This window comes from Sulfitobacter sp. S223, assembly GCF_025143825.1.
Taxonomy (GTDB): Bacteria; Pseudomonadota; Alphaproteobacteria; order Rhodobacterales; family Rhodobacteraceae; genus Sulfitobacter.
Map to the genome: position 1 here is coordinate 1,648,356 of NZ_CP083560.1, position 25,154 is coordinate 1,673,509.

23 protein-coding genes are annotated in these 25,154 nt (G+C 57.3%); 5 read left to right on the forward strand and 18 right to left on the reverse strand.

Features of this window, described 5'->3' with window-relative positions; all coding sequences use genetic code 11:
* Positions 1-6: 6 nt before the first annotated feature.
* From rsmA to lptF, 6 genes are read right to left on the reverse strand one after another with little or no spacing between them, the layout of a single operon-like run.
* Complete coding sequence (rsmA, locus tag K3757_RS07975; RefSeq protein WP_260000855.1) at positions 7-849, reverse strand: 16S rRNA (adenine(1518)-N(6)/adenine(1519)-N(6))-dimethyltransferase RsmA; 843 nt, start codon at positions 847-849, stop codon at positions 7-9.
* The gene (gene pdxA / locus K3757_RS07980) at positions 846-1,805 is read right to left on the reverse strand and encodes a 4-hydroxythreonine-4-phosphate dehydrogenase PdxA (RefSeq protein ID WP_260000857.1); all 960 of its coding nucleotides are present in this window, start codon (positions 1,803-1,805) and stop codon (positions 846-848) included. Before pdxA ends, rsmA begins: the two co-directional genes overlap by 4 nt.
* Positions 1,802-3,019 carry a peptidylprolyl isomerase gene (locus K3757_RS07985; RefSeq protein ID WP_260000859.1) on the reverse strand — a complete coding sequence of 406 codons (1,218 nt, stop codon included), beginning with the start codon at positions 3,017-3,019 and terminating at the stop codon, positions 1,802-1,804. Before K3757_RS07985 ends, pdxA begins: the two co-directional genes overlap by 4 nt.
* Positions 3,007-5,142 carry an LPS-assembly protein LptD gene (locus K3757_RS07990; RefSeq protein ID WP_260000860.1) on the reverse strand — a complete coding sequence of 712 codons (2,136 nt, stop codon included), beginning with the start codon at positions 5,140-5,142 and terminating at the stop codon, positions 3,007-3,009. The genes K3757_RS07985 and K3757_RS07990 overlap by 13 nt, the downstream gene beginning before the upstream one ends.
* Complete coding sequence (gene lptG / locus K3757_RS07995; protein ID WP_260000862.1) at positions 5,143-6,240, reverse strand: LPS export ABC transporter permease LptG; 1,098 nt, start codon at positions 6,238-6,240, stop codon at positions 5,143-5,145.
* Positions 6,237-7,367, reverse strand: coding sequence for an LPS export ABC transporter permease LptF (gene lptF / locus K3757_RS08000; protein WP_260000864.1), 1,131 nt, complete (start codon positions 7,365-7,367; stop codon positions 6,237-6,239). Before lptF ends, lptG begins: the two co-directional genes overlap by 4 nt.
* A gap of 138 nt (positions 7,368-7,505) precedes the next feature.
* Here lptF and K3757_RS08005 point away from each other — a divergent pair, with 138 nt between their 5' ends.
* The 3 genes from K3757_RS08005 (at position 7,506) to K3757_RS08015 (ending at position 9,867) form a co-directional block, all read left to right on the forward strand.
* Complete coding sequence (locus tag K3757_RS08005) at positions 7,506-8,981, forward strand: leucyl aminopeptidase (protein ID WP_260000866.1); 1,476 nt, start codon at positions 7,506-7,508, stop codon at positions 8,979-8,981.
* A 5-nt stretch (positions 8,982-8,986) separates the two neighbouring features.
* Entirely contained in the window at positions 8,987-9,445 is a 459-nt protein-coding gene (locus K3757_RS08010) for a DNA polymerase III subunit chi (protein ID WP_260000868.1), read from the forward strand.
* Positions 9,446-9,516: 71 nt separating this feature from the next.
* The gene (locus tag K3757_RS08015) at positions 9,517-9,867 is read left to right on the forward strand and encodes a DUF6614 family protein (protein WP_260000870.1); all 351 of its coding nucleotides are present in this window, start codon (positions 9,517-9,519) and stop codon (positions 9,865-9,867) included.
* Here the strand turns inward: K3757_RS08015 and K3757_RS08020 are convergent, their stop codons facing one another.
* The 4 genes from K3757_RS08020 to K3757_RS08035 all read right to left on the reverse strand — a co-directional run bounded on the left by K3757_RS08020 (position 9,868) and on the right by K3757_RS08035 (position 13,395).
* Positions 9,868-10,209 (reverse strand): hypothetical protein, encoded by a 342-nt coding sequence (locus K3757_RS08020; RefSeq protein WP_260000872.1) that lies wholly within the window; start codon positions 10,207-10,209, stop codon positions 9,868-9,870. It lies immediately after the preceding gene.
* A gap of 64 nt (positions 10,210-10,273) precedes the next feature.
* Positions 10,274-10,855 carry a TIGR02281 family clan AA aspartic protease gene (locus K3757_RS08025; protein WP_260000875.1) on the reverse strand — a complete coding sequence of 194 codons (582 nt, stop codon included), beginning with the start codon at positions 10,853-10,855 and terminating at the stop codon, positions 10,274-10,276.
* A 45-nt stretch (positions 10,856-10,900) separates the two neighbouring features.
* Positions 10,901-11,539, reverse strand: coding sequence for a MarC family protein (locus K3757_RS08030; RefSeq protein WP_260000877.1), 639 nt, complete (start codon positions 11,537-11,539; stop codon positions 10,901-10,903).
* Positions 11,536-13,395 (reverse strand): ABC-F family ATP-binding cassette domain-containing protein, encoded by a 1,860-nt coding sequence (locus K3757_RS08035; RefSeq protein ID WP_260000879.1) that lies wholly within the window; start codon positions 13,393-13,395, stop codon positions 11,536-11,538. The genes K3757_RS08030 and K3757_RS08035 overlap by 4 nt, the downstream gene beginning before the upstream one ends.
* A gap of 104 nt (positions 13,396-13,499) precedes the next feature.
* Here K3757_RS08035 and ndk point away from each other — a divergent pair, with 104 nt between their 5' ends.
* Positions 13,500-13,922, forward strand: coding sequence for a nucleoside-diphosphate kinase (gene ndk, locus K3757_RS08040; protein ID WP_260000881.1), 423 nt, complete (start codon positions 13,500-13,502; stop codon positions 13,920-13,922).
* A 68-nt stretch (positions 13,923-13,990) separates the two neighbouring features.
* Here ndk and K3757_RS08045 read toward each other — a convergent pair whose 3' ends face one another.
* The 8 genes from K3757_RS08045 to K3757_RS08080 form a co-directional block, all read right to left on the reverse strand.
* Positions 13,991-15,226 carry a DUF1501 domain-containing protein gene (locus tag K3757_RS08045; protein ID WP_260000883.1) on the reverse strand — a complete coding sequence of 412 codons (1,236 nt, stop codon included), beginning with the start codon at positions 15,224-15,226 and terminating at the stop codon, positions 13,991-13,993.
* 4 nt (positions 15,227-15,230) lie between these two features.
* Positions 15,231-16,616: a DUF1800 family protein gene (locus tag K3757_RS08050; protein WP_260000885.1), complete on the reverse strand. Its 1,386-nt coding sequence runs from the start codon at positions 16,614-16,616 to the stop codon at positions 15,231-15,233.
* Between the two features lie 115 nt (positions 16,617-16,731).
* Complete coding sequence (locus tag K3757_RS08055; RefSeq protein WP_260000887.1) at positions 16,732-18,069, reverse strand: HAMP domain-containing sensor histidine kinase; 1,338 nt, start codon at positions 18,067-18,069, stop codon at positions 16,732-16,734.
* Positions 18,066-18,722, reverse strand: coding sequence for a response regulator transcription factor (locus K3757_RS08060; protein ID WP_260000889.1), 657 nt, complete (start codon positions 18,720-18,722; stop codon positions 18,066-18,068). The genes K3757_RS08055 and K3757_RS08060 overlap by 4 nt, the downstream gene beginning before the upstream one ends.
* Positions 18,703-19,470, reverse strand: coding sequence for a phosphatidylcholine/phosphatidylserine synthase (locus tag K3757_RS08065; protein ID WP_260000891.1), 768 nt, complete (start codon positions 19,468-19,470; stop codon positions 18,703-18,705). The genes K3757_RS08060 and K3757_RS08065 overlap by 20 nt, the downstream gene beginning before the upstream one ends.
* Entirely contained in the window at positions 19,467-20,159 is a 693-nt protein-coding gene (locus K3757_RS08070; protein ID WP_260000893.1) for a phosphatidylserine decarboxylase, read from the reverse strand. The genes K3757_RS08065 and K3757_RS08070 overlap by 4 nt, the downstream gene beginning before the upstream one ends.
* A gap of 14 nt (positions 20,160-20,173) precedes the next feature.
* Positions 20,174-20,575 carry a diacylglycerol kinase gene (locus K3757_RS08075; protein ID WP_260000896.1) on the reverse strand — a complete coding sequence of 134 codons (402 nt, stop codon included), beginning with the start codon at positions 20,573-20,575 and terminating at the stop codon, positions 20,174-20,176.
* Positions 20,572-22,236, reverse strand: coding sequence for a phosphoethanolamine transferase (locus tag K3757_RS08080; RefSeq protein ID WP_260000898.1), 1,665 nt, complete (start codon positions 22,234-22,236; stop codon positions 20,572-20,574). The genes K3757_RS08075 and K3757_RS08080 overlap by 4 nt, the downstream gene beginning before the upstream one ends.
* A 208-nt stretch (positions 22,237-22,444) precedes the next feature.
* Here K3757_RS08080 and K3757_RS08085 point away from each other — a divergent pair, with 208 nt between their 5' ends.
* On the forward strand, positions 22,445-24,739 hold the full coding sequence (locus K3757_RS08085; protein WP_260000900.1) for an arginine/lysine/ornithine decarboxylase: 2,295 nt from the start codon (positions 22,445-22,447) through the stop codon (positions 24,737-24,739).
* The last annotated feature ends 415 nt before the right edge of the window (positions 24,740-25,154 follow it).

Here is a 25,154-nt window from a genome sequence, read left to right on the forward strand (position 1 = left end):
ATTTGATCAGGGTTTGGCGATCTCGCGGGCCAGCGCACAAAACCCTTCAAGGGGGATCTGTTCCGCGCGATCGGTCGGTTTGATACCGGCAGCGATCAGGCGGTCTTCGATGTCGGGTGCCGTACCTTTCAGCGCGGCACGCAGCATCTTGCGGCGCTGGTTAAAGGCGGCAGCCACAGTGCGCGACAGAATTGCAGCATCGGCAGGAAAGCGCGGCTCTGGCAGGGCTGTCAGGTGCACAACAGCGCTAGAGACTTTCGGAGGCGGAGTGAAAGCCTCTGGCGGCAGGTGCAGCACGATTTTTGCTTCCGTGCGCCACTGCGCAAGCAGCGCCAGTCGCCCGTAAGCCTTTGAACCCGGGGTGGCCACAATCCGCTCAGCCACTTCACGCTGGAACATCAACGTCAGGCTTTGCCAAAAAGGGGGCCATTCCGGCGGGGTAAGCCAGCGCACCAGCAACTCGGTGCCGATGTTGTAGGGCAAGTTGGCTGCGACGCGGATGGGCGGCGTCAGATAGGCCAGCGGGTTAACCTCAAGCGCGTCGCCTTCGATGATCTGCAAGCGCCCTTCATAAACGGCGGCGATTTCGTTCAGGGCCGGTATGCAACGCCTGTCTTTTTCGATTGCCAGCACGCGGCGTGCGCCCTCGGACAGCAATCCGCGTGTCAGCCCGCCCGGACCGGGTCCGATCTCTAGCACATCGCACTGGGTCAGATCGCCCGCCTGACGGGCAATTTTCGCGGTGAGGTTCAGATCCAGAAGGAAGTTCTGCCCAAGCGATTTGCGGGCCTGAAGCCCGTGATCGGTGATGACCTGCCGCAGGGGCGGAAGTTGGTCAATCGCGCTCATGCTGTTGCCATTCGGTGTGCCATGCGGATCGCCTCTACCATGCTTGAAGGGTTGGCGACGCCTTTGCCTGCGATGTCAAAGGCGGTGCCGTGATCGGGGGATGTGCGGATAAAGGGAAGCCCCAGCGTCACGTTCACACCGCGGTCAAAATCAAGGGTCTTGATCGGGATCAGCGCCTGATCATGGTACATGGCAATCGCCGCATCATAGCCTTCGCGGGCTGCGGCATGGAACATCGTGTCCGCAGGTAACGGACCGCGCAAAGTGTAGCCTTCGGTGTTCATCTGCGCGATCAAGGGCGCGATCCAGTCAAGCTCTTCGTGGCCCATGGCGCCACCTTCACCGGCGTGCGGGTTCAGTCCACTGATGGCGATACGTGGCTGCGCGATGCCGAACTGACGGATCAGGCCGGTCTGGGTGATCTCGATGGTGCGACGAAGCAGGGCGGGTGTCAGCGCTTTTGGCACCTCGGAGAGGGCAATATGGATGGTCGCGGGGACCACGCGCAGCTGCTCCGAGGCAAGCATCATGACCACATCACAGCCACCCGCCAAAGCGGCAAGGTATTCTGTATGGCCGGGATAGGCAAAATCGGCCCCGTCTTTGAGCGCCTTTTTGTGGATTGGCGCGGTGCAGATTGCGCTGGCTTCGCCCGATTGAACCAGATCAACGGCACGGGCAATCACCTCGATAACGCCGATTGCGTTGGCTGGATCAGGTGTACCTGCGGTGCCGGGGGCGGCAAAGGCATGGGGCAACACGGGCAGGGCGCGGCCGCTGACCTTTGCGGCCTCCGAGGCTGCGCTGATAACCTCATGCGGGGTGCCAGCGGGCAGATGGCGCGGATCACCCAGCCACATCATGGGAATGCGCGCGGCAAGGGTTGCCCATGCACGCGCTGCAATTTCCGGCCCGATGCCTGCAGGCTCTCCGCAGGTCAATACAACGGGTTTCATTTCACGCTGATGCGGGCTTCGGCGCGCAGCTCTGCCAGCAGACTGTCGGCAAAGCTTGATAGACGGCGTTGGCGGATTGATCCCGCGACGTCCTCACGGCTGACTTCGGCGTTCTGCTCGGCTGTGCGGCCGCAGAGCATGAGAAACACCAGCGCCTGTCCGTCAGAACGGGTGAGTGTGGTGGAAACTTCACCCGGATCCAGCTTGCTCAGTTCGATGGCGAAATCTTTTGGCACTTCGGCAGGCGTGCGCGTTTCACGGTCCAACACTGATTCAGGCTGGCCCTTGGCAAACGCATAGAGGTCATCACAAACGTCCACTTGCGCCTTCAGGTTGGCCGCTTGCTGCAGGGTCTGCTCTGAACGGCCACCTGCCATGTAGTAGGCCGCGTATTCAATGGCGGAATAGCTTTGGACCGGCGCGCTAGTTTCTTCGATGTCGCGCAACTGGAACAGTGCCACAGCATTGGGGATGTTCAGCGGCTGGGTGACTTCACCCGGCGCAAGCGCCAGAAGCAGTGGCTGCAACACCGGCGGGAGATTGCTGAGGTCCTGCCAAGGCAGGCGTCCACCGGCACCGCGGCTGGCTGTGGCAGAATAGCGGCGGGCATAATTGGAGAACTCTGTCGGGGATTTGGTCTGAGCGATTTCTTCTGCGATGCCCGCAACGCGCGCAGCCTGTGGGGGCGGAGCAGGGATAATGATTTCTGACACCAACACGCGAATGTTGGACCCGCCGGAGCCTTGCGATGCCAATGCGCGGTCAATCTCGGCTTCCGAGACGCTCACTCTTGAGCCGTAGCGCGCGCGGATCAGATCGCGCCATGCCACACCGCTCAGAACAAAGTCACGAAAGGTTTCGGGTGCAACGCCTGCGCGGGAAAGGGCCTCGGTGAATTCTGCACGGCTCAGGTTGGCGCGGCCGGCGAATTCTTCCAGCGCTTCATTCATGCCTTCGTCGCTTAGGACCATGCCGGCTTCGCGGATCGCTTCGCCGCGCAAACGCTCGTCGATAAGGCTTTCGATGGCGGCCTTGCGGGTCGCGCCGCGTGCATTGAGGATTTGCAGAAAACGCACGCGCTGCTGCACTTCGAACTCTGTCACCACGCTGTCATTAATCGTGGCCACAGGGGCGAACATATTTTGTGCAGCAACAGGGGCTGCAAGGGATGCAATCAGACCAAAGGCGGCGAGAGCGGGCGTTAGTTTGAACATGAGCGGACGTATCTTTCTGTTCCGGAATTGGCGGAAAAACCCCGCAGACCGACATTAAATCCAAAATCGGTCGAGGGTTCAACGCTTGTTGAAGATGTATAGCTGCGTTCGACTTGAAGTTCGAGGGTCACACACTCGTTTTCGTAGCGCAAGCCAAGTCCCGCCTTGGCGGCGCGGTCGGAGTCGACATCGTAGCGCCAGTTTGCCGAAGCGGTCCAGAATTGGCTGATCTTGTAACTGCCATCTACTGTCAGTTCTGAGACTTCGCGGTCGCGGTTTTCGTCGGCGTCATCTTGCAGCCAGACGTAAGACCCGCCGATGGTTCCGCGTTCAAAGGCGTAATCGCCGCGCAGCTCTGCCTTGGAAAGGGACAGGTCGTCTTCAAACAGGCTGCGTCCGGTCAGATAGATGCCTTTGCCAGAGCTGATCTGCCCTGCAAGAAGAATGTCAGACGACAGGCCGTTTAGGCCGGACGTGGTTGAAAACGACGTGTCATCATCTTCGCGGAATACCTGACCCACACTTAGCTGGGCGTCCCAGCCGTTGGGGTTGAAGCGGGACCAGCCAAGACCAATGGCCGCCATCGCCCCGCGTTCACGGCGGTCAGCGCGTGGAAAACGTGACATGCTCAGAAGGTTGCCCTGATCGAACTCTACCCGTGTGCTTTCTTCGTTGGGGATGTCCAGACGGCTGCCACCGGTCCAGCTGAGCTGTACGACGGGTTCCAGCACATGGCTTACGCCTGCGGTATTGGTTTTTGCCATTGGGTAGCGCAGCGTGATGGCAGCATGGGGAGTCAGCTCGCTTGGATCAGAAAGGCTGGTGTCGTCCTGCATGATGTTGAAGGCATTGATGGCAGCGCCCAGGCGGGTATCAACGCGTAAGCCGCCTTGGGTGTTATAGCTGCGCAGCCAGTCAACCTGCACGTTTAGACGCGCGACATCGCGACCGTCCACAATGTCATCGGCGTCATCGCTGTCCACAGACAGGTCTGAGATGCGGTAGTGGCTATGGGCAACAACCTTTGCGCGCAGTTCGCCACCAAACGCTTTCGGGAAATAGCGGCGTTCGTATTCGCCATCCAGCACAAGGGTCGGCACTGTGTCATTGTCTTCATCATCGCGCAGGGATTTGAAGTTATAAAAGCTGCCCCGGATATATTCATCGCGCCGCGCACGGCTCACGGTCAGCTCGGACTTAAGCCGGTCGGCATCAGAGTATCCGTAAGCATCCAGATAGCCGTCATCAGTCACCGTTTCGATCGCGAAGCTCAGCACGAAATCCTTCGGCAGCGCAAACAGACCACGGCCGAAGAGATAACCGCGTGTCTTGTCGGGTTCCAGATCGTCGCGGGTTACCGCGGCATCAAACTGTATGCGCCCGTTGCGATAGGCCTGCCGGTAGCGCAGCGCCAGTGTTTTGGTGGAGGTGGAAAAATAGGGCGTCAGTGTGACGTCGCGCTTGTCGCTTAACTTGATGAAATAGGGGATTTTCAGACCGACACCCAAGGAAGAGGTCGAGCGGATGGAGGGTAACAAAAAGCCGCTGGCGCGCTTGACCTTCGGGCCGGGCAGGCGCAGCCGAGGCAGCCAGAAAACGGGCATATTGCCAATGCGGAATTGTGCCTCGTCAAAATAGAGCTGTTGTTCGACTTCGTCGTGAATGACCCGCTTGGCGCGAATTTGCCACAGCGGCGGGCGGCCGTCATCGCAAACGCGGCACGATGTTACAGCTGTTTTGTATAGCTGGTTATAGCGGCCATCGACGCGGTCGATCTGGACGGCTGCCAGCTGAAGTTGCTGGTTCAGGACTAGTCGGGCACCCAAAAGTATGCCGTTTCGCAAACCTGCATCCAGTTCGGCCGCGCTGGCCTGAATGATGGTGCCGTCTTCTTCGGTCAGGGTGATCGGCCCCTCGATGCTTAATGCACCGGTGCCCTGATTATAGCGGATTTCACGTGCACGCAGGCGGATACCGTTCTGAAACGCCTCAACGTTGCCCTGTGCAACCAGTTCGCGGTCGCGGGTGATGTAGAGTTGGTCCGCAACCAGCAATGCGGCATCCTGTGCCATGGCACGCAGTGGCAGCAGTATCGCAGTGATAAGGATGAAAAGGCGCAGCATTCAGCCATCCTCGCGGTGGAGCAACATGCCTATCGCCAGCATGATCGCCGCGACCGGTGGGGCCCATGCGGCCAACAGTACCGGTATCTGGCCGTTCTCCCCAAGGATTTGCGCGAAACTGCGGATGAAATACAAACCGAACCCCAACAAAACTGCAGAGAGTACGGCAACACCGGTCCCTCCGGATCTGGTATGGCGCATGGTGAACGCGCTCGCAACCAGAACCATCGCAATCAGGAACAGCGGGCGCGCCAGTTCCGATTGAAGCCAGACCTTGTGGCGGCGCGGCGAAAAGCCGGAATATTCAAGCTGGCGGATGAATGCGGGCAGGTCGTAGATAGAGATTGCCCCGGCTTTGCCAAAGCTGTCGCGAATACTGTCGAGCGTCAGGGTCGATGGCAGTTCCAGCGTCTCGAACGTCTCGGCGTTGCCTTCGGCATTGACGCCTGTTTCAAGGGGCCATGATTTTGCTATGCGCAGCTCCCAGCCATTGGGGCCCAAGGCTGCGCTTTGCGCCTCAATCCGGCGGATCGGGCCGCCCTGCGCCGCGTAAGAAACAAAGGTAACGTCATACAAAATGGAGCCATCGTTGTTAGAGCGCCACGCGCGGATGACAGTTTGCCCCTGATCGCTTCCTTGCCGCAGCCATAACCCTTCGTCCGAGATCGACAGCGCCGAAGCGCCGCCGCTGCGGAATGTATCGGACAATTGCTCATACCGCTTTGAGGTCGCAGCGACGATAGGGTTGAACAAGCCGACCACCATGAGCCCGATCAGAAATGCAACGATAACCGGAGATTTCAACGTGCCCAGTGCAGATCGCCCCGATGCGCGTGTGATCACCATTTCAGACGACCGGGCCATACTCAGAAACAGCACAACCGTCGCCAGAACCATATTGAGCGGCAAGATCAGATTGATCTTTTGGGGCGCATCCAGAAGCGTCAGAGTGATCAGATCGCCAAAGCTGACAGTATCGGCAAAGCTGCGCCGCGATTCCTCAAGAAGGCCAATCAGTGCCACGAGGATAAACAGGATCAACGTGATAAGAAGAAAGCTCATCGCGAAGCGGCGTGCGAAGTACAAATGCAGGATCATGCTGCCGCCTTTCGCCGGATCAGGCGGCTGCGCCATCCCGGGTTCGACGCATGCCAAAGCATCGCAGAAATTATGATCGCGCCAACAATGGTGGGCAGATAGAGGACCGGCCAAAGGGCGGCATTGTCGGTTACCTGACCTGCCAATGTACCGCGCGTGCCGTCCAGCAAAATAAGAAGACCAAAGGACAGAACAATTTCACGCCAGACACCAAAGCGGGAAAAGCCGCCGATCAGCAGCGTGCTAAATCCCACAAGCGCTGCAATGATGCAGAATAACGGCCCTGCGATACGTGAATGAAGCTCTTCTGCAAGCTCACCCGCGCTGCTGTCCGATTGGGTGATGATGCTATCCCGGTTCGCCAGAAGCGCTGGCGTGGTGGTGTTGCGAATGTTCAGTGTCTCGATTGCTTCGCTCCGGACAAGCGACGAAATATCAAAGGAAAAATCTGCAAACTTCGCCGTAGCCAGAAGCTGCCCGTCTTGTTCAAGCCGCTGTGCCAGGCCGTCCACCATAATCAACGTTGTGCCCTCGTCGTTGCGCAACAGATAGGCTTCTGCGGCAGTGTAGATGATCCCTTGATCCGGATTGCGCCGGTCAGAGATAAACACATCGCGCAAGACGCCATCCGTGTCGATGACGCGGGTATAGAATGTCAGGTGTCTGGTTGGGTGCAGGAATGTTCCCTCAGTCAGCAGGCGTGCAGTGACGTTCTGAGCGATTTCCTGCTCGCGTTCTTTTAATTGCGCCTGCGCCATAGGGACCAGAAAATGGCTCAGCACTGTCAGTGCGATGGCGATGCAAAGCCCGAAAACCAGAACCGGACGTGCCAGACGCCACGGGCTGCTGCCAGTGGCCTGAAGCACTGTCAGCTCGCTGTCGGACGTCATGCGGTTGGTGACATAGACCGCAGCGGCAAAGGTGGCGATCGGCAAAACCGTGGCGATCAGGCTGGGCAGACCCAAAGCTGTAAATTCAAGAAAAACAATGGCGTTTTGCCCGTCTCCGATAAGACGGTCAAACAGTACCACGGCGCGGTTGATCCAGAAAATCGCAACAAGAACCAGCGCGAAAAATCCAAACAGAACCAGCAGCTGCGACAGCATATAGCGGTCGAACTTGGCCACCCGATTCCCTCCTGTGTCTTGCTCTGACGGCGATTTCGCTGATCTTAGCCCAAACCGGAGGGGCAGAAAACTCATATCTGGTCTTGGGCTGTCCGGCACGCTAGGTCTTGGGAAAGCAGAAATCCAAAGGGACATCCCATGAACAATCTGACCGCCATATCTTTTGCCGAAACCGACCTGGACGCCATTGCAGCACATGAGGGACGCGTTGCCGTCTTTGTGGATGCCGAGGGTAAGATGGATTTGGCTGCACGTCGCGTGAATCGCCTGACAAAGGGGGCGGTTGCGCGGCTGGTGGAAAGCGCGCGTTGGGAAAAGATGAAAGACGGCGAGGCGGGGAGCATTGGCTTTCCTGCGGGCATGAAAGCGGACGCAGTTGATGTGGTGCGGCTGGCGCGCAACGCGAAAGGTAAGGTTGCGCGGAAAGCCGGCGCTATGCTGGCCAAAACACGCGGCGGCAAGGCTGACACGCTCATGCTCTGTGCCTCGTTGCGCCGCGCAGAAGAAGTCATCTTCGGTTTTGCCATGCGCGATTACGTCTTTACGGATCACAAAACGGCCGACGACAAGCGGAGCGGTGGCCTGAAGGTGATGCACGGCAAACCGGATGAGCTTGAGGCCGCTGCGGCGCCTTTGATGGCGGTGGCGCAGGGGGCGCATCTTACCCGTGATCTGACGAATGAACCTGCCAACGTCTTGACCACAACGAACTACGCTGAACGTCTCAAAGAGATGGAGAGCCTTGGTCTCAAGGTTGAGGTTCTGGATGAAAAAGCGCTGGCAAAGCTCGGAATGAGAACGCTTTTGTCTGTTGGGCAAGGCTCTGACAGCCCATCCTATGTCGTGGCGATGCATTGGGACGGTGGCAAGAAAGGTGATGCACCTTTGGCGCTGGTCGGTAAGGGCGTGGTGTTCGATACTGGCGGGATTTCGCTCAAACCCAGCGCCGGTATGGAAGAAATGACCATGGATATGGGCGGCTCTGCGGTGGTGGCCGGTGTGATGCGTACGCTGGCCCTACGTGGTGCAAAGGCCAATGTTGTTGGCATCATCGGGATTGTCGAAAACATGCCTTCCGGCAAGGCCACGCGCCCCGGTGATGTGATTAAGACCATGAAGGGTGACACGGTTGAAAACATCAACACCGATGCCGAGGGGCGTTTGGTGCTATGCGATGTGATGTGGTACGCGCAGGAAAAGTACAAACCAGCTGCGATGATTGATCTCGCAACGCTGACAGGCGCGATCATCGTTGGTCTTGGTCATGAAAACGCGGGCGTTTTCTCTAACAACACTTCATTCTGTAACGACTTCCTTAAGGCGGCAGAAGCCGAGGGCGAAGGCGCATGGCGGATGCCACTGGGCCAAGCCTATGATGATCTGCTGAAGAGCCGGATCGCGGACATGAAAAACGTAGGCGGACGTCCCGCAGGCAGCATCACGGCAGCCCAGTTCCTGCAGCGGTTTGTGAAAGAAGACTGTCCATGGATCCACCTTGATATTGCTGGTGTCGCATCGGTCAAGTCTGAGACAGCGCTTGCGCCAGTTGGTGCGACCGGATGGGGTGTTGCGTCTCTTAATCGTTTGATTGCAGATAATTACGAGGCGGAGTGAAAGTAATGAGCGTGGCAATGTTCTATCAGCTCCGAGAGAAAACACTGGTGGATACGCTGCGCATGTTGGTGGACAAATCCCTGTCTGCGGGCTGGCGTGTTGCGGTGCGCGGCACCCAGCGCAACGGGCTGGAAGCGCTTGATGCTGCGCTCTGGCTTGGGCCAGAGGACAGCTTTCTGCCGCATGGTTTGGAGGGGGGCACGCATGACGCGCTGCAGCCGGTGCTTTTGGGCACCGGCACCGCTCCGGTCAATGCTCCGCAATGTCTGATGGCGGTTCATGCCGCTGATGTAAGCGCGGATGATGTCGCCGCGATGGAACGGGTTTGCATTCTGTTTGATGGCTATGATGACGTGCAATTGGGCCACGCACGCAGCCAATGGAAGGCCCTGACAGCGGCAGGCGTGAAGGCGCAGTATTGGGCCGAAGAAGACGGACGTTGGCAGAAAAAGGCAGAAGCATAAGGATTTCGCGCCTTAACGGTTTGGTAGCCTTCCTCTGCAACACATGACCCATCAGCTTTTCGGGGGCGTGTATGAATTTCTATCAGTGTTCAATTGATCTTCGCGACGATTCAAAGGCGTTGGCCTTTGCTGCGGCGGTAGAGGTCTGGATGGAGCATCTAAAGTCCGGCGGTGTGATCGTTTCGTGGCGACTGTGCCGCCGGAAATTGGGCTTTGGCGCGCCACGTGCGCGGGATTTTCTTCTGGAGGTCGAGGTTGAAAACCTGACACAACTGGATCAGGCATTTCGCTTTACCGCGAATGGCGGCGAACAGGTGGAGCGGCTTTATACCACTGTACACCAGATGGTAGGCGAAGTTGACATCGCCCTGTATCGTCCTTTTCCCGATGCGGAGCGCGCAGAGCGCATGGCGCTGATCTAGCTAGCTTGCGTCGTCCATTATCAGACCAAGCATCACACTGTGGCGACGTTCGTCTGATTTACGAAACCGGATAATAGATCCCTTCGCCAGCGATACGCATTGTGGAAACATCTGCACGGATTTTTCGGTCCTTGCTGCTGACACAATGACTTGTCCCGAAAAGATTATGCTTTGCGCAGCGGAGTCTGTTTCGACATCCAAGGCCAGCTGCCCCTCGTTGACGCCTTTACAGCTTGCGGTTTGGCAGTTCTCATAGGGTCCGCGCAAACATACGTTTGCATCCTCCGCAAAGGATAGACTGGTCGCGCTGATATCGCTGTCGCCTTGAAAAACGATAGCCATGGCAAACGCCGGTCCAAATAACCAGTCTAGCAAACGTACTGCTCCTTAAATCCTAGTGGCCTCATCAACGCGTCAATCGCAGTTCACCGCCAGATATTTCGATACGGCCCCATTTTTCGAGGTATCCCATACCCAGAAGCGATCCATCCATCGCGCCGCCGTTCACAGAGGCGTACACGTCCGTGTCGGTGATGTCACCCAAACGCACCGTATTCAAACGCACGGGCGCCGTGCGCACGGTTCCGTTGGCGGTGTTGGCTGTGCCGATAAAATTAAGCGTCTCAACCTCCAGACCCGCGCGGCGGGCATCATCGCGGGTCAACACCATGTTAGTCGCGCCAGTATCCACCACAAAACGGATATTTTCACCGTTGATCGCAAGCGAGAGGTAATAATGCCCGTCAGCTTGCCGCGGGACGGCGATTTGGCCGTTGCCCAGTTGTAGCATTTGGTTGTTCATGGTCTGCCGCTGTACGTCGTTCCACAGCCCGTAGGCTGCGATCACACCCAGAAACAGAAAGCCCCAGATCATCGCTTGTTGCAGCATCTTGGCCATGCCATCACGGTTCTGCACAATGAACCACCCGCCAACAGCACAGGCGAGCAACACCAAATAGATCAGGCTGGCAGTATCGTCCGATGTCATAAGAAGGCTCCTATCGCTTACGCTCAATATAGGGGCAGCGCGCGGTTATCCAAGCGCGGTGACAAATCCGTATTCGGCAAGACCATCAAGAACAAACTGAACCGACAGCGCAGCAAGCAGCATGCCCAGTACGCGTGTGATGACATTGATGACGACCTTGCCCATGGCTTTCTCCAGCCTGCTGGACAGACGCAACATCACATACATGATCATCAGGATGACGGTGGTGATACCAAGGATGGTAACCAACCCTTCACCACCTGGCTTTTCGCCCACCAGCAGGATCACAGAGGCGATGGCGCCGGGGCCTGCCACAAGCGGGATTGCGATGGGAAAGACGGACGGATCGTGATGCTCTGTCTCGTCGGCTTCCGAGCTGTCTTCGCGCCGTTTCGTGCGCCGTTCAAACAGCATGTCCATAGCGGTGAGAAACAGCAAAATCCCACCGGCAACACGGAAGGCGGCCATGGAGATACCGATGAAATCCAGAACGGCCTTCCCGAAAAATGCAAAAAGCGCCAGCACCAAGCCAGCCACCAGCACCGCCCGCAGCGCGATGTTGGAGCGCTGTTTGGGCGTCATGTTCGGAGTCAGCGCAAGAAAGATAGGCGCAATAGCAACAGGATCGATTACCACCAACAATGTCACAAACGCGGTGATCATATAGGCGGTATCGATCATCATGCTTCGGCTTTCTCCAGCTTTTCAAGGGCACCCATCCAGATGCTTTCGGCGCGTTCCAGCGCTTGCATCACTTCGGCGTACTTCTTGTTCCAGACTTCAAGTTCGCCGACTTTGTCCTTTTCGTAAAGGGCCGGATCGGCAAGTTTCTTGGCCAGCTTGTCGCGCATCTCGTTGATCTTGGCGACGCGTGCTTCGGATGTGCGCACTTCGCCGCGCAGGGCCAACACGTCTTCGCGGCTGGCGCGCTTGGGCTTAGGGGCTTCCTTGGGGGCCATGTTTTTGCGGATCGGCTTTTCCACCGTCAGCAGCATTTTACGGTAGGCTTCCAGATCGTCTTCGTAAGGTTTTACGGTGCCGTCCGACACAAGCCACAGTCGGTCCGCCACCATCGACAACAGGTGCATGTCGTGGCTGACAAGAATCACAGCGCCCGAATAGCGCGTAAGCGCCTCAACCAGCGCTTCGCGGCTTTCGATATCAAGGTGGTTGGTCGGCTCATCGAGGATCAGCAGGTGCGGGGCGTCCAGTGTGGCCAGCAGCAACGATAGACGCGCCTTCTGCCCACCTGACAGGCGGCCCACAGCGGTATCCGCCTGATCCGGTCCAAGGCCAAAGCCGGCCAGTTGCGCGCGCAGTTTGGATTGCAGCACGCCGGGGCGCGCTGTGATCATGTGTTGCAGCGGCGTTTCGTCGATGATCAACTCATCCACCTGATGCTGCGCGAAAAAGCCGATGCGCAGCTTGTTGGAATTTACCGCTTTGCCTTCGAACAACACCAGACGGTTCGACAGCAGCTTGGACAGGGTCGATTTACCCTGACCGTTTTTGCCCAGCAGGGCGATGCGGTCGTCTTGGTCGATGCGCAGGTTCAGGCGCGACAAGACGGGCTGACCTTCGGTATAACCGGTCGAGCCGCCTTCGATGCTGATAATCGGCGGTGACAGCTCATCAGGTTGCGGGAAGGTGAATACCTTGCGGGCGGCCTCTTCTGGCGGAGTGATTGTCACCATCTTTTCAATGGCTTTCATCCGCGACTGCGCCTGCTTGGCTTTCGAAGCTTTGGCTTTGAAACGGTCAACAAAGGCTTGCATGTGTGCCTTGTGGGCCTGTTGTTTTTTGGCCTGCGCGGTCAGCTGCGCCCGTTTCTCTGCGCGCATCTTGGCGAACTGGTCGTAGTTGCCTTGATAATACGTGAGCTTTTTGTCCTCAAGGTGCAGGATGCCACCCACAGCGCGGTTCAGCAGGCCACGATCGTGGCTGATGATGATGACCGTGTGGGGGTATTTGGACAGATAATTCTCAAGCCAGAGAGCGCCCTCAAGATCAAGGTAGTTCGTCGGCTCGTCGAGCAGCAGCAGGTCGGGCTGGGCGAACAGAACGCCGGCAAGGGCCACGCGCATGCGCCAACCACCTGAATATGCGGAACAGGGCTGTTGCTGGTCATCGTCGTCAAAACCCAGACCTTTGAGGATGCTCGCGGCACGGCCTTCGGCAGACCATGCGTCGATATCGGCCAGACGAGCCTGAATGTCGGCGATGCGGCCGGGGTCTTTTGCGCTTTCTGCCTCGGTCATCAGGCTGGCGCGTTCGACATCGGCGGCCAGCACCGTGTCAATCAGCGAGACATCAGAGGAGGGGACCTCTTGGGCCACGCCGCCGATCTTGGCGCGGCTGGGCAGGCTGATCTCGCCCGCGTCAAGACCTAGCTCTCCGCGGATGATGCGGAACAGCGTTGTTTTACCCGCACCATTGCGGCCCACGAGACCCACTTTATGGCCCTCTGGGATGACGGCGCTGGCCTCTTCAAAGAGGGGGCGACCTTCGACGGAATAATTGATCTCTGATATACGTAGCATGCGCGCGGTGTGACCGATGTAGGGCGCGGCGTCAATCGCCGCTTTTCATGTGGCAGGGGCCATGCTAGGGAGCGGCAAATTCAACACCCTATAGGAGACGACCCATGGCTCTTGAGCGCACATTCTCGATCATCAAACCAGACGCAACACGCCGCAACCTGACAGGCGCGATTGCCAAGAAATTCGAAGACGCAGGTCTGCGCATCGTCGCATCCAAGCGTATTCACCTGACAAAAGCACAAGCTGGCGAGTTCTACAAAGTACACGCAGAGCGTCCTTTCTATGACGAACTGTGCGAATTCATGGCCTCCGCGCCAATCGTTTGCCAGGTTCTGGAAGGCGAAAACGCCATCGCGAAAAACCGCGAAGTTATGGGCGCAACAAACCCGGCAGATGCCGAAGCAGGCACCATCCGCGCCGAGTTCGCAGAATCTGTTGGCGAAAACTCTGTTCACGGTTCCGACGCGCCAGAAACAGCCGAGATCGAAATCGCGTATTTCTTCTCCGGTCTGGAACTGGTGGGCTAGGCCCAACTGCTTTGAGATTGACAAAGGGGTCGCCTTCGGGCGGCCCCTTTTTTGTTTGTACTGGCTTCTTAGCGTAGCAGGCCGGGATTATCGCCCAGATCAAGACCGGGGAAAATGGTTGTCTCCAGTGTTGAGGCGGGTAGGCCGAATTGACTGTGCAGCAACCATCCCAGATAGGCACGCACATCGCGTGTCGGCATCAGATCGCGGCGTGCGTACAGCTGGGCCTCGTCCAGACCGGGCCAATCACCCATGACCTTGCCGCCGCGCAACGCGCCGCCGGCCATTACCATCAGCCCGCCAGTTCCATGATCCGATCCGCCTGTGCCGTTGATCCTTGCGGTTCGGCCAAATTCGGTCACGGCCACGACTGTGGTCTTGTTCCAGACCGGACCAGCCATCGTGCTTTGCAGCGTCAGAATCGCTTCGGACAGGCGGCTCAGCGCATTTGGTAAAGTCCGTGACTGTTTAGAGTGGGTATCCCAGCCGTTGATGGAAAAGCTGGCGATGCGTGTATCTTCGCGCAGCCGCTTTCCAATGAACTCCGCTATGCTTTTCTCGGTCGAGGTTTTTTTGCCCTTCTTAGGCGTGTTATCGGCCATCGCCATCATATCGTCCGGTGTACCCAACGTCGCGACACGGTCGCCGTCACCGTCCGAAATTTCCAGTGCTTGCGTCAGCGCGGCGCTAAATTGCGGGTCATCGGCCATGATCAGTCGCGCCAGTTCGATGGCCTGCGGACTTAGGGCCAGATCCGCTTCGGGTGACCAACGCTGGATCTTGGCAGGACCGTCCAGCACCAACAACGGGTCCTGCCCGACGGCATAGGCCGTCTCGGCAGAGCTGCCCGGCAAGTGCTGGAGCACCCGGTTGAGCCAGCCGTCGCGGGCTGTGCCGTGATCAAGATCATTCAATCCAGCCTCCAGAAGGTCCTGACCGTCGAAATGGCTGCGCTTGTCACGGTACGGGGTCGAGACAGCATTCGCAAAACCAAGCTGGCCGTTCTGCCAAAGCGGCATAAGCGGGCGCAGGGCAGGGTGAAGGGCAAAGTAGCCGTCCAGATCAACAGCACCTTCCGGATCGCTCAACCCGACATCTCCGCGCAGGGCGGCATAGGCGGGATCACCGTAGGGGCGCACAACGTCCAGCCCGTCCATGCCGCCGCGCAGCAAGATAACGACAAGTCTGTTATCTCCGGGGGCAGCAGCAAGGCTGACAGGCGTCATCAGCGGACTGGCGGCCAAAGAGCAGCCAATCAGCGCTGAGCGGGTAAGAAACGTGCGTCGGTTAAGGCTATGCGTCATCGTGTCATGTCCTTTGAAAGGCAGGAGAAGCCAGCACAAGGCCAACGCCGTCCCACCGGCTTTCGGCGGCATTTGCTGCGAAAACGACAGCCGGTGTCGAGAATTCACCAAGTGCGGTGTGCACAAAGTCACGAGGATCAGGCAGGTCCGGCATCAATGACTGGGGGACAGTGATTGCCCATTGCAGGCGGGCCGCGACCCCTTGAGGGGCAATCCATGCGGTATCCTCCTCAGGCAGGCCATCGGGGCCAATCGGCTTTTCCCAAAAATGGCCCATTTGCGCCATCGGCCTGATCAAATTTTTGCGGACCGTCTTCTCTTCTAGCGCTGAAATGCTTTCGGATGGCACTGCAAGTGCGCGCAAAGCCGACCCTACGAAATGCAACGGCGGCTTCACATTTGTGCGCGGGGCATCCCATGCGGCAGGATGCTCCAGTAGCGCGGTTGATACAGCGCCCAGATCACCGCCCGTGTCCATATAGCGCGCCGCCAAAGCATCAACCAACGCGGTGTCTGGCGTATCACCGACAAAATGCACAGCCATCTTCCACGCCAGATGTCGCGCTGTCGCTGGATGGCGGGCCAAATCCCGCAACACAGCCTGCACATCCCTGATATGGGCCTGACCGCCGCCATAGGTTTTGTTCAGGACAGTTTCACTGCCCGGCTCGGCGAAGTCTTTGCGGAATTTGAGATCCAAGGTTTTGCTACTCGTCACGCCTGTCAGCAGTTCCGCCAGTTCGCGTACGTCGTTTTGGGTGTAGGGGCCGTTCACCCCCAGCGTATGCAGTTCCAACACTTCACGAGCGAGGTTTTCGTTCAGGCCGTTGGCCTTGCCTCCCTTCAGGGCGCGAGGTGAATTCGGGCCAATCGACTTTTGCTGGTCCAGATAGTGGATCATCAGGGGGTGCAGCACCGTGGCCAGAAGCATATCTTCAAAAAGCCCGTTGATCCGCGGCCGGATCGCTGTTTCGAGATAGGGAGAGGGCGCACGCCGCATGATCCCTGCTTTGCCTTTGGTCGTGAAATGATCGGCCCAAAAATGGCTTAGACGTTCACGCAGCGGGGTGTCTGTCCAGACCCAGCGGTTCAGGTGCTGGCCCAGCCAGGCCGCCTGCGCGATCCTTGCATCCTTGTTCAACAATCGCCGCTCCTTGATCGAAGCAAGCGCCTCTGGCGAGCCACGGTTTGTACGGCGCAGTTTGAGCAGGCGCTGGCTTTCGGCGATACGGGTTTGAAATACTTCAAATGTCTCAATGGGAAACTGTTGCGCGATAGCGTCCGGTCTTTGAAGGCCAGCCAGCATTTCCTCTGGCGAAGCAGGGGGGGCGTGTACGGGCGACAAGCCGCAACCAAATCGGATATCTGCCAGTTGTGAGGCAAAGCGCATGGAGTGATCCTCATGTGTTCAGTTAAAAATATAGCACTGCGGGATCGCAATAACATCGGGTAGTTTGGTTTCTTTTCGGGAAATCAGCGAATTGCTGCCGCAGCAGGTTTGGCGGTCAGGCGCCAATATCTTCCGGAACTGTCAGCTTGGCCATAAAGCCACGCGCAGCCCCATCGCAAGGAGAGCTGATATCAACTCGGCAGCCCGACTGGTTGCAAAGCTCCTGAACGATAGAAAGACCCAGCCCGAAGCCTTCGGAGCCGGGCGTTTTGCGAATGTAGCGTTCGCTGATCGCAGCCAGATCGCTCGCGGTCAGTGGTTCGCAATCATTCGAGATGATGATCTGCCCGGGCGTGCCCGCGTCCACAACCACCGGAAGCGTGCCAGAGCCGTATTTGAGCGCGTTATCGAAAAGGTTGCTCAGGATAATGCCCATGGCATCGGGATCAACGCGACTTTGCCACGGGGAAGTTGGCGGTATGATCTCAAGCTTGGAATTGTCAGGTTCGCGGGCGCGGAGTTCTTTCAGCATCAGGCGGATCACAGGGGTGATATCGGCGCGAACGGTATTGATCCCCAGCCCTGACTGGGCGCGCGACATTTGCAGCAGTCTTTCAATCAGGCGGATAAGGCGTTTGAGGCCCAGTTCGATCTCGACGGCGCTGCCTGTCAGGGCCTGATCTTGCAACCGCGCCTTAAGGCGCTGGACATGAGCAAGACTGATCGCGACCGGGGTGCGCAATTCATGCGCCGCATTGGTGGCAAAAGCACGCTCGGCGCTGAGGGCGGCATCCAGCCGCATCATCAGCGTATCCAGGGTATCTATTGCGGGCTCGATCTCGGTAAACGCATTCTGGCGATCGATGGGCGTGAGGTTGTGTTCGTCTTTTTGCGCGATATTGGCGCTAAGGCGGGCGATCACGCCGGCCGATTTACGGGCAGCGCGGTAGGCGGCAACGGCAAAAAACATACCCAACACGAGAAACCCGACGATTGTACCTATGATCACATCACGGATCGCCTCATTGCGTTCAACCATGGGGGTGGCAACTATCACGGTGGAGGAGTCGCTTCTGACCACCGCATAACGGTGGCTGTTGGCGGTGATTAAACCCTCGGTGACGTTACCCAGTTGCAGGGCCGGTGTTGCGCCGTCAGATTTGGCAAGGGTCTGGCCTGCCAAATCCATGAACCAGTACTGTGTCTGCTCTTCCGCATCGAGCAGTTGCGTCTCGAACGCCATCAAGGTGTCCAAGTCTGCATTTGCGGGCGAACGTTCAAATATTTCCAGCAGCAATTGCGCCTTGCCGATCAGGTTGATGTCTTGCAGTTCGTCGTATTCTTCTTCGACGAGGTTGTGCACGATCACCACACCGATCCCCATGGCAATCACACCCGGAAGGACCAAAGATTTCAGCAATGTGCGAAACAGGCTGGTCGGTTTATGCGTCATGGATCCAGTTTGTAGCCCATGCCGCGGTGCGTGACGATCAGATCCTTGCCCAGTTTCGCGCGCAATCGACTGATGTGGGCCTCAAGGGCGTTGCTTTCGACCTCTTCGCCATACGCATAAATCGCAGCCTCGAGGCTTTCTTTTGGCACGATTTTAGATTTCCGGCGCAATAGAGCCTCAAGGATACACCATTCTTTGGCGGTAAGGCGCAGGGGCTGGCCCGCGCGGTGTACGCTTTGGTCAGTAAGGCTGATGCTGAGGTCGCGCAGCTGTACTGTTTGGGATATCTGATCGACGCTGCGTCGGCAGACGGTGTGGATGCGTGCTTTTACCTCGTCCAGATCAAAGGGCTTGATGACATAGTCATCGGCACCGCGGTTCAGCCCGTCAATCCGGTCCGATATTTTGTCGCGCGCGGTGAGGATGATCACCGGAGTGCGCAGGTGGCGGTCCCGCAGCGCGCTGAGAAAGGTCAGGCCATCCCCATCTGGCAATTGCAGATCCAGCAGAACTACATCGTATTCAAGCGCGCGCAGGGCGCTGTCTGCTTCATCTAATGTCGTGAACCATTCAACGATGTGATGGTCGGCCTCCAGATGCTCGGCCAGCGGACGTGCCAATGCGGCTTCGTCCTCAATCAGCAGAATGCGCATGGCTCTCCAGCTCGGCCTTGGCCGACTTTTGCTGCGTGCGGTAGGACAGGGGAAGTGAAGCCAGATAGATCACGTTGACGGCGATCAGGGTGGACCACGGATAGACCATCAGGCAAACCACCAGAACAACAGCCGTGACAATGGCAAAGGGCAGGTGGGAGCGTTTGATGCTGGCGTGTTTGATCGAAACTGTCGGGATCGTGCTAACCGCCAAAAGCCCCACACCGATGATATAGATTGCGCGCAGCACCGGAAAATCGGTGTTCTCGAAGCCGTTGAGATGCATAAAGATCGGCATGAGCGCCAGACAGGCCAGCGCGGGGGCCGGGACGCCGACAAAGTAGTCATCTTTCTTCAACGCCACAGTATCGCCGCGCATGGACAGGTTGAACCGCGCCAGCCGCAATGCACAGCACACAGCCAGCACCAGTGTCGCAAGCCAGCCAAGGCTGGCGAAATCAGTGTTTATATAGAGCGTATTATAAAGCAGCATGCCCGGCACGATGCCAAAGTTGAAGAAATCGGCAAGCGTGTCGAGCTCTGCGCCGAAGGGGCTGGCACTGTCCAGAAAACGCGCCAGTTTGCCATCGGCAGCATCAAGAAACACGGCCAGCAGAACAAAGTACAATGCCATCTCGATGCGCCCGTCCAGGCTCATCCTGACAGAGGTCATGCCTGCACAGATAGCAAAGACAGTGACCACGCTGGGGACGATATGGCGCAGCTTGATGCGGGATGATGTGTTCATTCGGGTAGGCCTGGCCGTGACAGGTTCGGGGTCAGAAGATCGGCAAGGATGGTCTCGCCTGCGACGGCTGTCTGGCCAACGCTCACCAGCGGAGAGACGCCAAGCGGCAAGTAGATATCCAATCGGCTGCCAAAGCGGATCAAGCCAAAGCGGTGACCGGCGCCCAGCGTGTCACCTTCCTTTACGAAACACACGATGCGCCGTGCGACCAGCCCGGCGATCTGTACGACGCCAATGCGGACGCCGTGGCCGGTTTCGATGGTGACGCTGTTGCGTTCGTTATGCTCGCTTGCTTTGTCCAGCGACGCGTTCAGGAATTTGCCGTGGTGGTAGACCACATTCGTCACAGTCCCTGCCACTGGGGCACGGTTCACGTGGCAGTTAAACACATTCATGAAAACAGAGACCCGCGTCAGCGGCGCGTCACCAAGGCCCAGATCAGCGGCGGGGGTCACTTCCTCGATCAGGGAAACAACGCCATCGGCAGGAGAGATCACCAATCCATCCTGTTGCGGGATCACCCGCACTGGATCACGAAAGAAGTAATAGCACCAGACAGTCGCCCCGACGCCCAGCCAGAAAAGCGGCTCCCAGATCAGTCCGAGCAGCAGCGTCACCGCGGCGAAGATCGCGACGAATTTGCGGCCTTCTTTATGCATGGGAACGGCGACGATTTTGAGCATATTCATGGTGTATCTTCCAGTCAGTTCAAGGCTAGGGATCGGAATACTACCGTTCCCAGAAAAACGCCATTGGCGCAGAGCAAACACATGGTGGCAAGCGACCCAAGGTCTTTGGCATCGCGTGCGAACTCTTCCCACTGTGGAGCAAGATGGTCAACGATACATTCAATCGCAGTATTCAGCGCCTCTACTGCGATGAGGCCAAAGAACAGCACAAGCAAAATAGCGTATTCCAACATTCCTACGCCCAGAGCGGCGAACAGGATCAGGCAAAGCGGCAATGCAAGGCTGATGTGGCGAAACGCTGTTTCTTGCCAAAGCCTGCGCAGCCCGCCGATGGAATATCCTGCCGCAGCAAATAGATGCGCAACGCCGGTGATCCGTTCGGGCTTTTGGCGGGGGGCGGTCTGAGGGGCGTTCATTTCGAAGATACTTTCACTTGATCCTTACAGGTTGCAAAGATGTCGAGCTTGGGGTTCCGTTCCGAGGTTTTGATATCCATCATCCCCAGCAATGAGTGGAACAAATTGTCATGGCTCAGCGCTGCGTCTTTTTGTGCGGCCATGCAGGCTTTGTTAAGGCCGACGCGAGTCTGGAACGCGTCCGACATCCATAGGATCATCGGTACTTTGTTCTGATACTCGGGCGCCATGAAGTAGGGAGAGCCATGTAGGTAAAGGCCGCCTTCGCCCAAGGATTCGCCGTGATCAGAGACATAGAGCAGTGCCGTATCCATGTCTTTTTGAGCTTGCAAAAAAGCGATTGTCTGGGCCAGAATTTCGTCGGTGTACGCGATGGTGTTGTCATAGGCGTTAGTGATCTCTTGCGGTGTGCAGTCCTTGAATTCCGCCGTGCGGCACGCAGGAGAAAACTTTTCGAACTCTTCGGGATAGCGCAGATAATAGGTTGGTCCGTGGCTGCCGATCTGGTGCAGCACAAGCACCGTGTCTTGTGTGATGCTCTGCGCATAGTCTTCAAGTTGCTGCATGAATATGCCGTCTATGCATTCCCCTGCTGCGCAGAACTCGGCGTTTTCGGAATGAGTCAGCGACCGTGTGGGAATGCGGTCTGCGATGGCCTTATCGCCTGTGTTGTTGTCCCACCATTCCACATGCAGTCCTGCGCGGGTCAGCACATCAAGCACGTTTTCGTTGGACACACCTTTGGCGTAGGAATAGCCGCTGCGATTGAAGCTCGAGAACATGCAGGGCAATGAAACTGCCGTGGCCGTCCCGCACGAGGACACATTGGCGAAGCTTACAACAGGCAGCTTTTCCAGCTTGGTATTGGTGGGTACTTCATAGCCGTTGAGGCTGAAGTTTTGCGTACGTGCGGTTTCACCTGCCACAATAATGGTCAAAAGAGGTCGCGTGGTCGTGTCGTATGACGACCCCTTGGCAGCGTCTTCGCCGATGGCCGCAACGGTGACGTTGGCTGTGCCTAGCATCATTTTAGCATAGCGGATGGCACCGACCACCGGCGCACCGGGCTGGAAACTGCTCATGAAATCCTTGCGTTCGCGCAAGATTGAGGAATAGGATTTCATGTCGCTCATCAGAAGTCCGGAAGCCAACGCAAGGCTCATCACAAGGCTAAGCGCCGGCATCGCGACGGAGCGTATCATCGTCGTCCGCTTGACCTTGATGAAGGCGATAACAAGCGAAGGCAGGACACCGTAGATGACGATCTGAGAGATAAAGCCGAAGGTGATCAGATGCTTGGATTCGGTAAGAGTGGTCACCATAACGTTCTGGATCATATCGCGATCAATGATAACGCCCAGCGTGTCCATGTAGTATGATGTCACCGCACTTGTCAGCAGCATGACCATCCCGAAGGGCTTTACCAGCCATGGAAAGCTGAAGAAGCTGAAGAAGGCCAGCATCAGAAAGAAGACGGCGCAGACATAGGCGAAAAAGCTGATGGAGTGACCCAAGAATATCTCGCTGCCGATGCGCCAGAATGTGCTGTTATCCGCGATAAAGGTGAAGGCGATCGTCAGCGCCATGATGGATAGGGGCGACAGGGGCCATGCATTGCGCAGTGTGGACAGGCGGGTTTTAAGCGAGGCGAAAGAAGTCATGTAAAGGCCTTGGCGATTGATTTGGGCCCTTTGACCATTCCAACCTTACGCGAAACTTACGTGCGATCAGCAAAGGGCATGACGGATGCGATTGCAGCTGCAAAACGTGAGGGTAAGCCTGCAATTGCCCCTAACAGTCCGCGTGTCGACGGGATAAGATGTGGCAGGGCGCCTTGCCCGTCATCTGCTATTGCATCAGGAGTGCTTGATGAAATTTCGTTTCCCGATCGTCATCATCGACGAGGACTTCCGTTCAGATAACTCATCCGGTCTGGGTATTCGTGCCATAGCCGAAGCCATCGAGAACGAAGGGTTCGAGGTGTTGGGGGCCACCACCTATGGTGATCTGTCCCAATTCGCCCAGCAGCAATCGCGCGCCAGTGCTTTCGTGCTCTCGATCGACGATGAAGAGTTCACGCCCGGTCCGGATCTTGATCCTGCGGTGCTGAACCTGCGTACCTTCATCGAAGAAGTCCGCTGGAAAAACGCGGATGTACCAATTTATATTTACGGCGAGACCAAGACGTCGCGGCATTTGCCCAACGACATCCTGCGAGAGCTGCACGGCTTTATCCATATGTTCGAGGATACGCCTGAGTTCGTCGCCCGCCATATTATTCGGGACGCAAAGAAATACCTCGAAGGCATCCAGCCGCCGTTCTTCAAGGCGCTGCTGGATTACGCCGAAGACGGTTCGTATTCGTGGCACTGCCCCGGACACTCCGGTGGTGTCGCCTTTCTGAAAAGCCCGATCGGCCAGATGTACCACCAATTTTACGGTGAAAACATGCTGCGCGCGGACGTCTGCAACTCGGTTGAGGAGCTGGGCCAGTTGCTGGATCACAACGGTGCAATTGGCGCGTCCGAGCGCAACGCGGCGCGGATTTTCAACGCGGATCATTGCTTTTTCGTGACCAACGGCACCAGCACATCGAACAAGATGGTCTGGCACCATACCGTCGCCCCCGGTGATGTGGTGGTTGTGGACCGTAACTGCCACAAATCCATACTGCACAGCATTATCATGACGGGCGCGATCCCTGTCTTTATGAAGCCGACGCGCAACCATTACGGGATTATCGGCCCGATCCATAAAACGGAATTCAGCATAGAGGCGATCCGGGAGAAGATCCGCGCCAACCCTCTGCTGGCGCATGTAGATGCCGATACGGTCAAGCCGCGCATCATCACGCTGACCCAGTCCACCTATGACGGCGTTTTGTATAACACCGAAATGATCAAGGAGATGTTGGACGGGTATATCGACAACCTGCATTTCGATGAGGCATGGCTGCCACACGCCGCGTTCCACCCGTTTTATGGTCACTTCCACGCGATGGGTCGCAAGCGCGCGCGCCCAGGCCATTCGATCACCTATGCGACACAGTCTATTCACAAACTGCTGGCCGGTATCAGTCAGGCCAGCCAGGTCTTGGTGCAGGACAGTCAGGACACCAAGCTGGACCGCCATCTGTTTAACGAAGCCTACCTGATGCACAGCTCCACCAGCCCGCAATACAGCATCATCGCCAGCTGCGATGTGGCGGCGGCGATGATGGAACCTCCCGGGGGGACCGCGCTGGTCGAAGAAAGCATTCTTGAGTCTTTGGATTTCCGTCGTGCCATGCGCAAGGTGGATGCAGAGTACGGGGATGAAGACTGGTGGTTTCAGGTCTGGGGACCGGAAGAGCTGGGCGAAGATGGCGTGGACGCGCCGGAAAACTGGGTGCTCAAGAAAACCGACGCCGAAGGGGTGCAACCCGCTGACGGCGAAGAGTCGTGGCACGCCTTTGGCGATATGGCCCCCGGATTTAACATGCTGGACCCGATCAAGGCGACACTGGTTACGCCCGGCCTCAACCTTGACGGCCGCTTTGAAGATACTGGTATTCCGGCCTCGATTGTCACAAAGTATCTGGCGGAGCATGGCGTTGTTGTAGAGAAAACAGGGCTTTACAGCTTTTTCATCATGTTCACCATCGGCATCACGAAGGGACGCTGGAATTCGCTGCTGACCGAATTGCAGCAGTTCAAGGATGACTATGACAAGAACCGGCGCATGTGGCGCTGCATGCCCGAATTCTGCGCCAAACATCCGCGCTACGAAAAGATGGGCCTGCGCGATATGTGTCAGCACGTACACACGCTTTATGCCAAGTACGACGTGGCGCGTCTGTCAACGGATATGTACCTGAGCGATCACACGCCAGAGATGACGCCAAGTGCCGCATTCTCTTGTATTGCTGCGCGCACCACACAGCGCGTGTCGATTGATGATCTTGAGGGACGTATCACAACCAGTCTCGTAACACCTTATCCGCCCGGTATCCCGCTGCTGATCCCGGGTGAGGTGTTTAACACAAAGATCGTCGAATATCTCAAGTTCAACCGCGCTTTTGCGCGTGAATGTCCGGGGTTCGAGACTGACATTCACGGGCTTGTGCAAGAAGAAGATGAAAATGGCCACATCCAGTATTTCGCGGATTGTGTGGCAGACGAATAGAAGGCGAAATGCACGCAGGGGCCGGTCGGTACCCTGCGTGCATCTACGGATATTATTGTTTCAAGCGGCGTTCCAAACCGGTGTCTTGCCCAATCGGTCGAGCAGATGGTCGATGAACACACGCAGCTTTGGCGAAAGCACGTTTATCTTCGGGTAGACCAGCCATAGTGCGTTGGACACGCTAGGACACACACACACATGTGCAAGATAACTTTGATGACAGGCACGACTGACAGCATGTATCAGTGTCAGGAAGGCAGCGGCGTAAACGAAACATTGCCGTCTTTGATGATCAAACACAGGACCTTTGGATGCCGGTCGTGGGGGGGGGGACGCTCCGGCGCGGTCGAATGGAGCAACCTCTGCCTTATGGTTGCTGGCCAGTCGTCCATATAATGGTTGCTGAGTATAGAGG

What these genes read in the sequence shown, in the direction of transcription:
- rsmA (WP_260000855.1), bottom strand. Translation starts at nt 849, where the DNA reads ATGAGCGCGATTGACCAACTTCCGCCCCTGCGGCAGGTCATCACCGAT.
- pdxA (WP_260000857.1), bottom strand. Translation starts at nt 1,805, where the DNA reads ATGAAACCCGTTGTATTGACCTGCGGAGAGCCTGCAGGCATCGGGCCG.
- K3757_RS07985 (WP_260000859.1), bottom strand. Translation starts at nt 3,019, where the DNA reads ATGTTCAAACTAACGCCCGCTCTCGCCGCCTTTGGTCTGATTGCATCC.
- K3757_RS07990 (WP_260000860.1), bottom strand. Translation starts at nt 5,142, where the DNA reads ATGCTGCGCCTTTTCATCCTTATCACTGCGATACTGCTGCCACTGCGT.
- lptG (WP_260000862.1), bottom strand. Translation starts at nt 6,240, where the DNA reads ATGATCCTGCATTTGTACTTCGCACGCCGCTTCGCGATGAGCTTTCTT.
- K3757_RS08005 (WP_260000866.1), top strand. Translation starts at nt 7,506, where the DNA reads ATGAACAATCTGACCGCCATATCTTTTGCCGAAACCGACCTGGACGCC.
- K3757_RS08010 (WP_260000868.1), top strand. Translation starts at nt 8,987, where the DNA reads ATGAGCGTGGCAATGTTCTATCAGCTCCGAGAGAAAACACTGGTGGAT.
- K3757_RS08015 (WP_260000870.1), top strand. Translation starts at nt 9,517, where the DNA reads ATGAATTTCTATCAGTGTTCAATTGATCTTCGCGACGATTCAAAGGCG.
- K3757_RS08020 (WP_260000872.1), bottom strand. Translation starts at nt 10,209, where the DNA reads ATGGCTATCGTTTTTCAAGGCGACAGCGATATCAGCGCGACCAGTCTA.
- K3757_RS08025 (WP_260000875.1), bottom strand. Translation starts at nt 10,855, where the DNA reads ATGACATCGGACGATACTGCCAGCCTGATCTATTTGGTGTTGCTCGCC.
- K3757_RS08030 (WP_260000877.1), bottom strand. Translation starts at nt 11,539, where the DNA reads ATGATGATCGATACCGCCTATATGATCACCGCGTTTGTGACATTGTTG.
- K3757_RS08035 (WP_260000879.1), bottom strand. Translation starts at nt 13,395, where the DNA reads ATGCTACGTATATCAGAGATCAATTATTCCGTCGAAGGTCGCCCCCTC.
- ndk (WP_260000881.1), top strand. Translation starts at nt 13,500, where the DNA reads ATGGCTCTTGAGCGCACATTCTCGATCATCAAACCAGACGCAACACGC.
- K3757_RS08045 (WP_260000883.1), bottom strand. Translation starts at nt 15,226, where the DNA reads ATGACGCATAGCCTTAACCGACGCACGTTTCTTACCCGCTCAGCGCTG.
- K3757_RS08050 (WP_260000885.1), bottom strand. Translation starts at nt 16,616, where the DNA reads ATGCGCTTTGCCTCACAACTGGCAGATATCCGATTTGGTTGCGGCTTG.
- K3757_RS08055 (WP_260000887.1), bottom strand. Translation starts at nt 18,069, where the DNA reads ATGACGCATAAACCGACCAGCCTGTTTCGCACATTGCTGAAATCTTTG.
- K3757_RS08060 (WP_260000889.1), bottom strand. Translation starts at nt 18,722, where the DNA reads ATGCGCATTCTGCTGATTGAGGACGAAGCCGCATTGGCACGTCCGCTG.
- K3757_RS08065 (WP_260000891.1), bottom strand. Translation starts at nt 19,470, where the DNA reads ATGAACACATCATCCCGCATCAAGCTGCGCCATATCGTCCCCAGCGTG.
- K3757_RS08070 (WP_260000893.1), bottom strand. Translation starts at nt 20,159, where the DNA reads ATGAATATGCTCAAAATCGTCGCCGTTCCCATGCATAAAGAAGGCCGC.
- K3757_RS08075 (WP_260000896.1), bottom strand. Translation starts at nt 20,575, where the DNA reads ATGAACGCCCCTCAGACCGCCCCCCGCCAAAAGCCCGAACGGATCACC.
- K3757_RS08080 (WP_260000898.1), bottom strand. Translation starts at nt 22,236, where the DNA reads ATGACTTCTTTCGCCTCGCTTAAAACCCGCCTGTCCACACTGCGCAAT.
- K3757_RS08085 (WP_260000900.1), top strand. Translation starts at nt 22,445, where the DNA reads ATGAAATTTCGTTTCCCGATCGTCATCATCGACGAGGACTTCCGTTCA.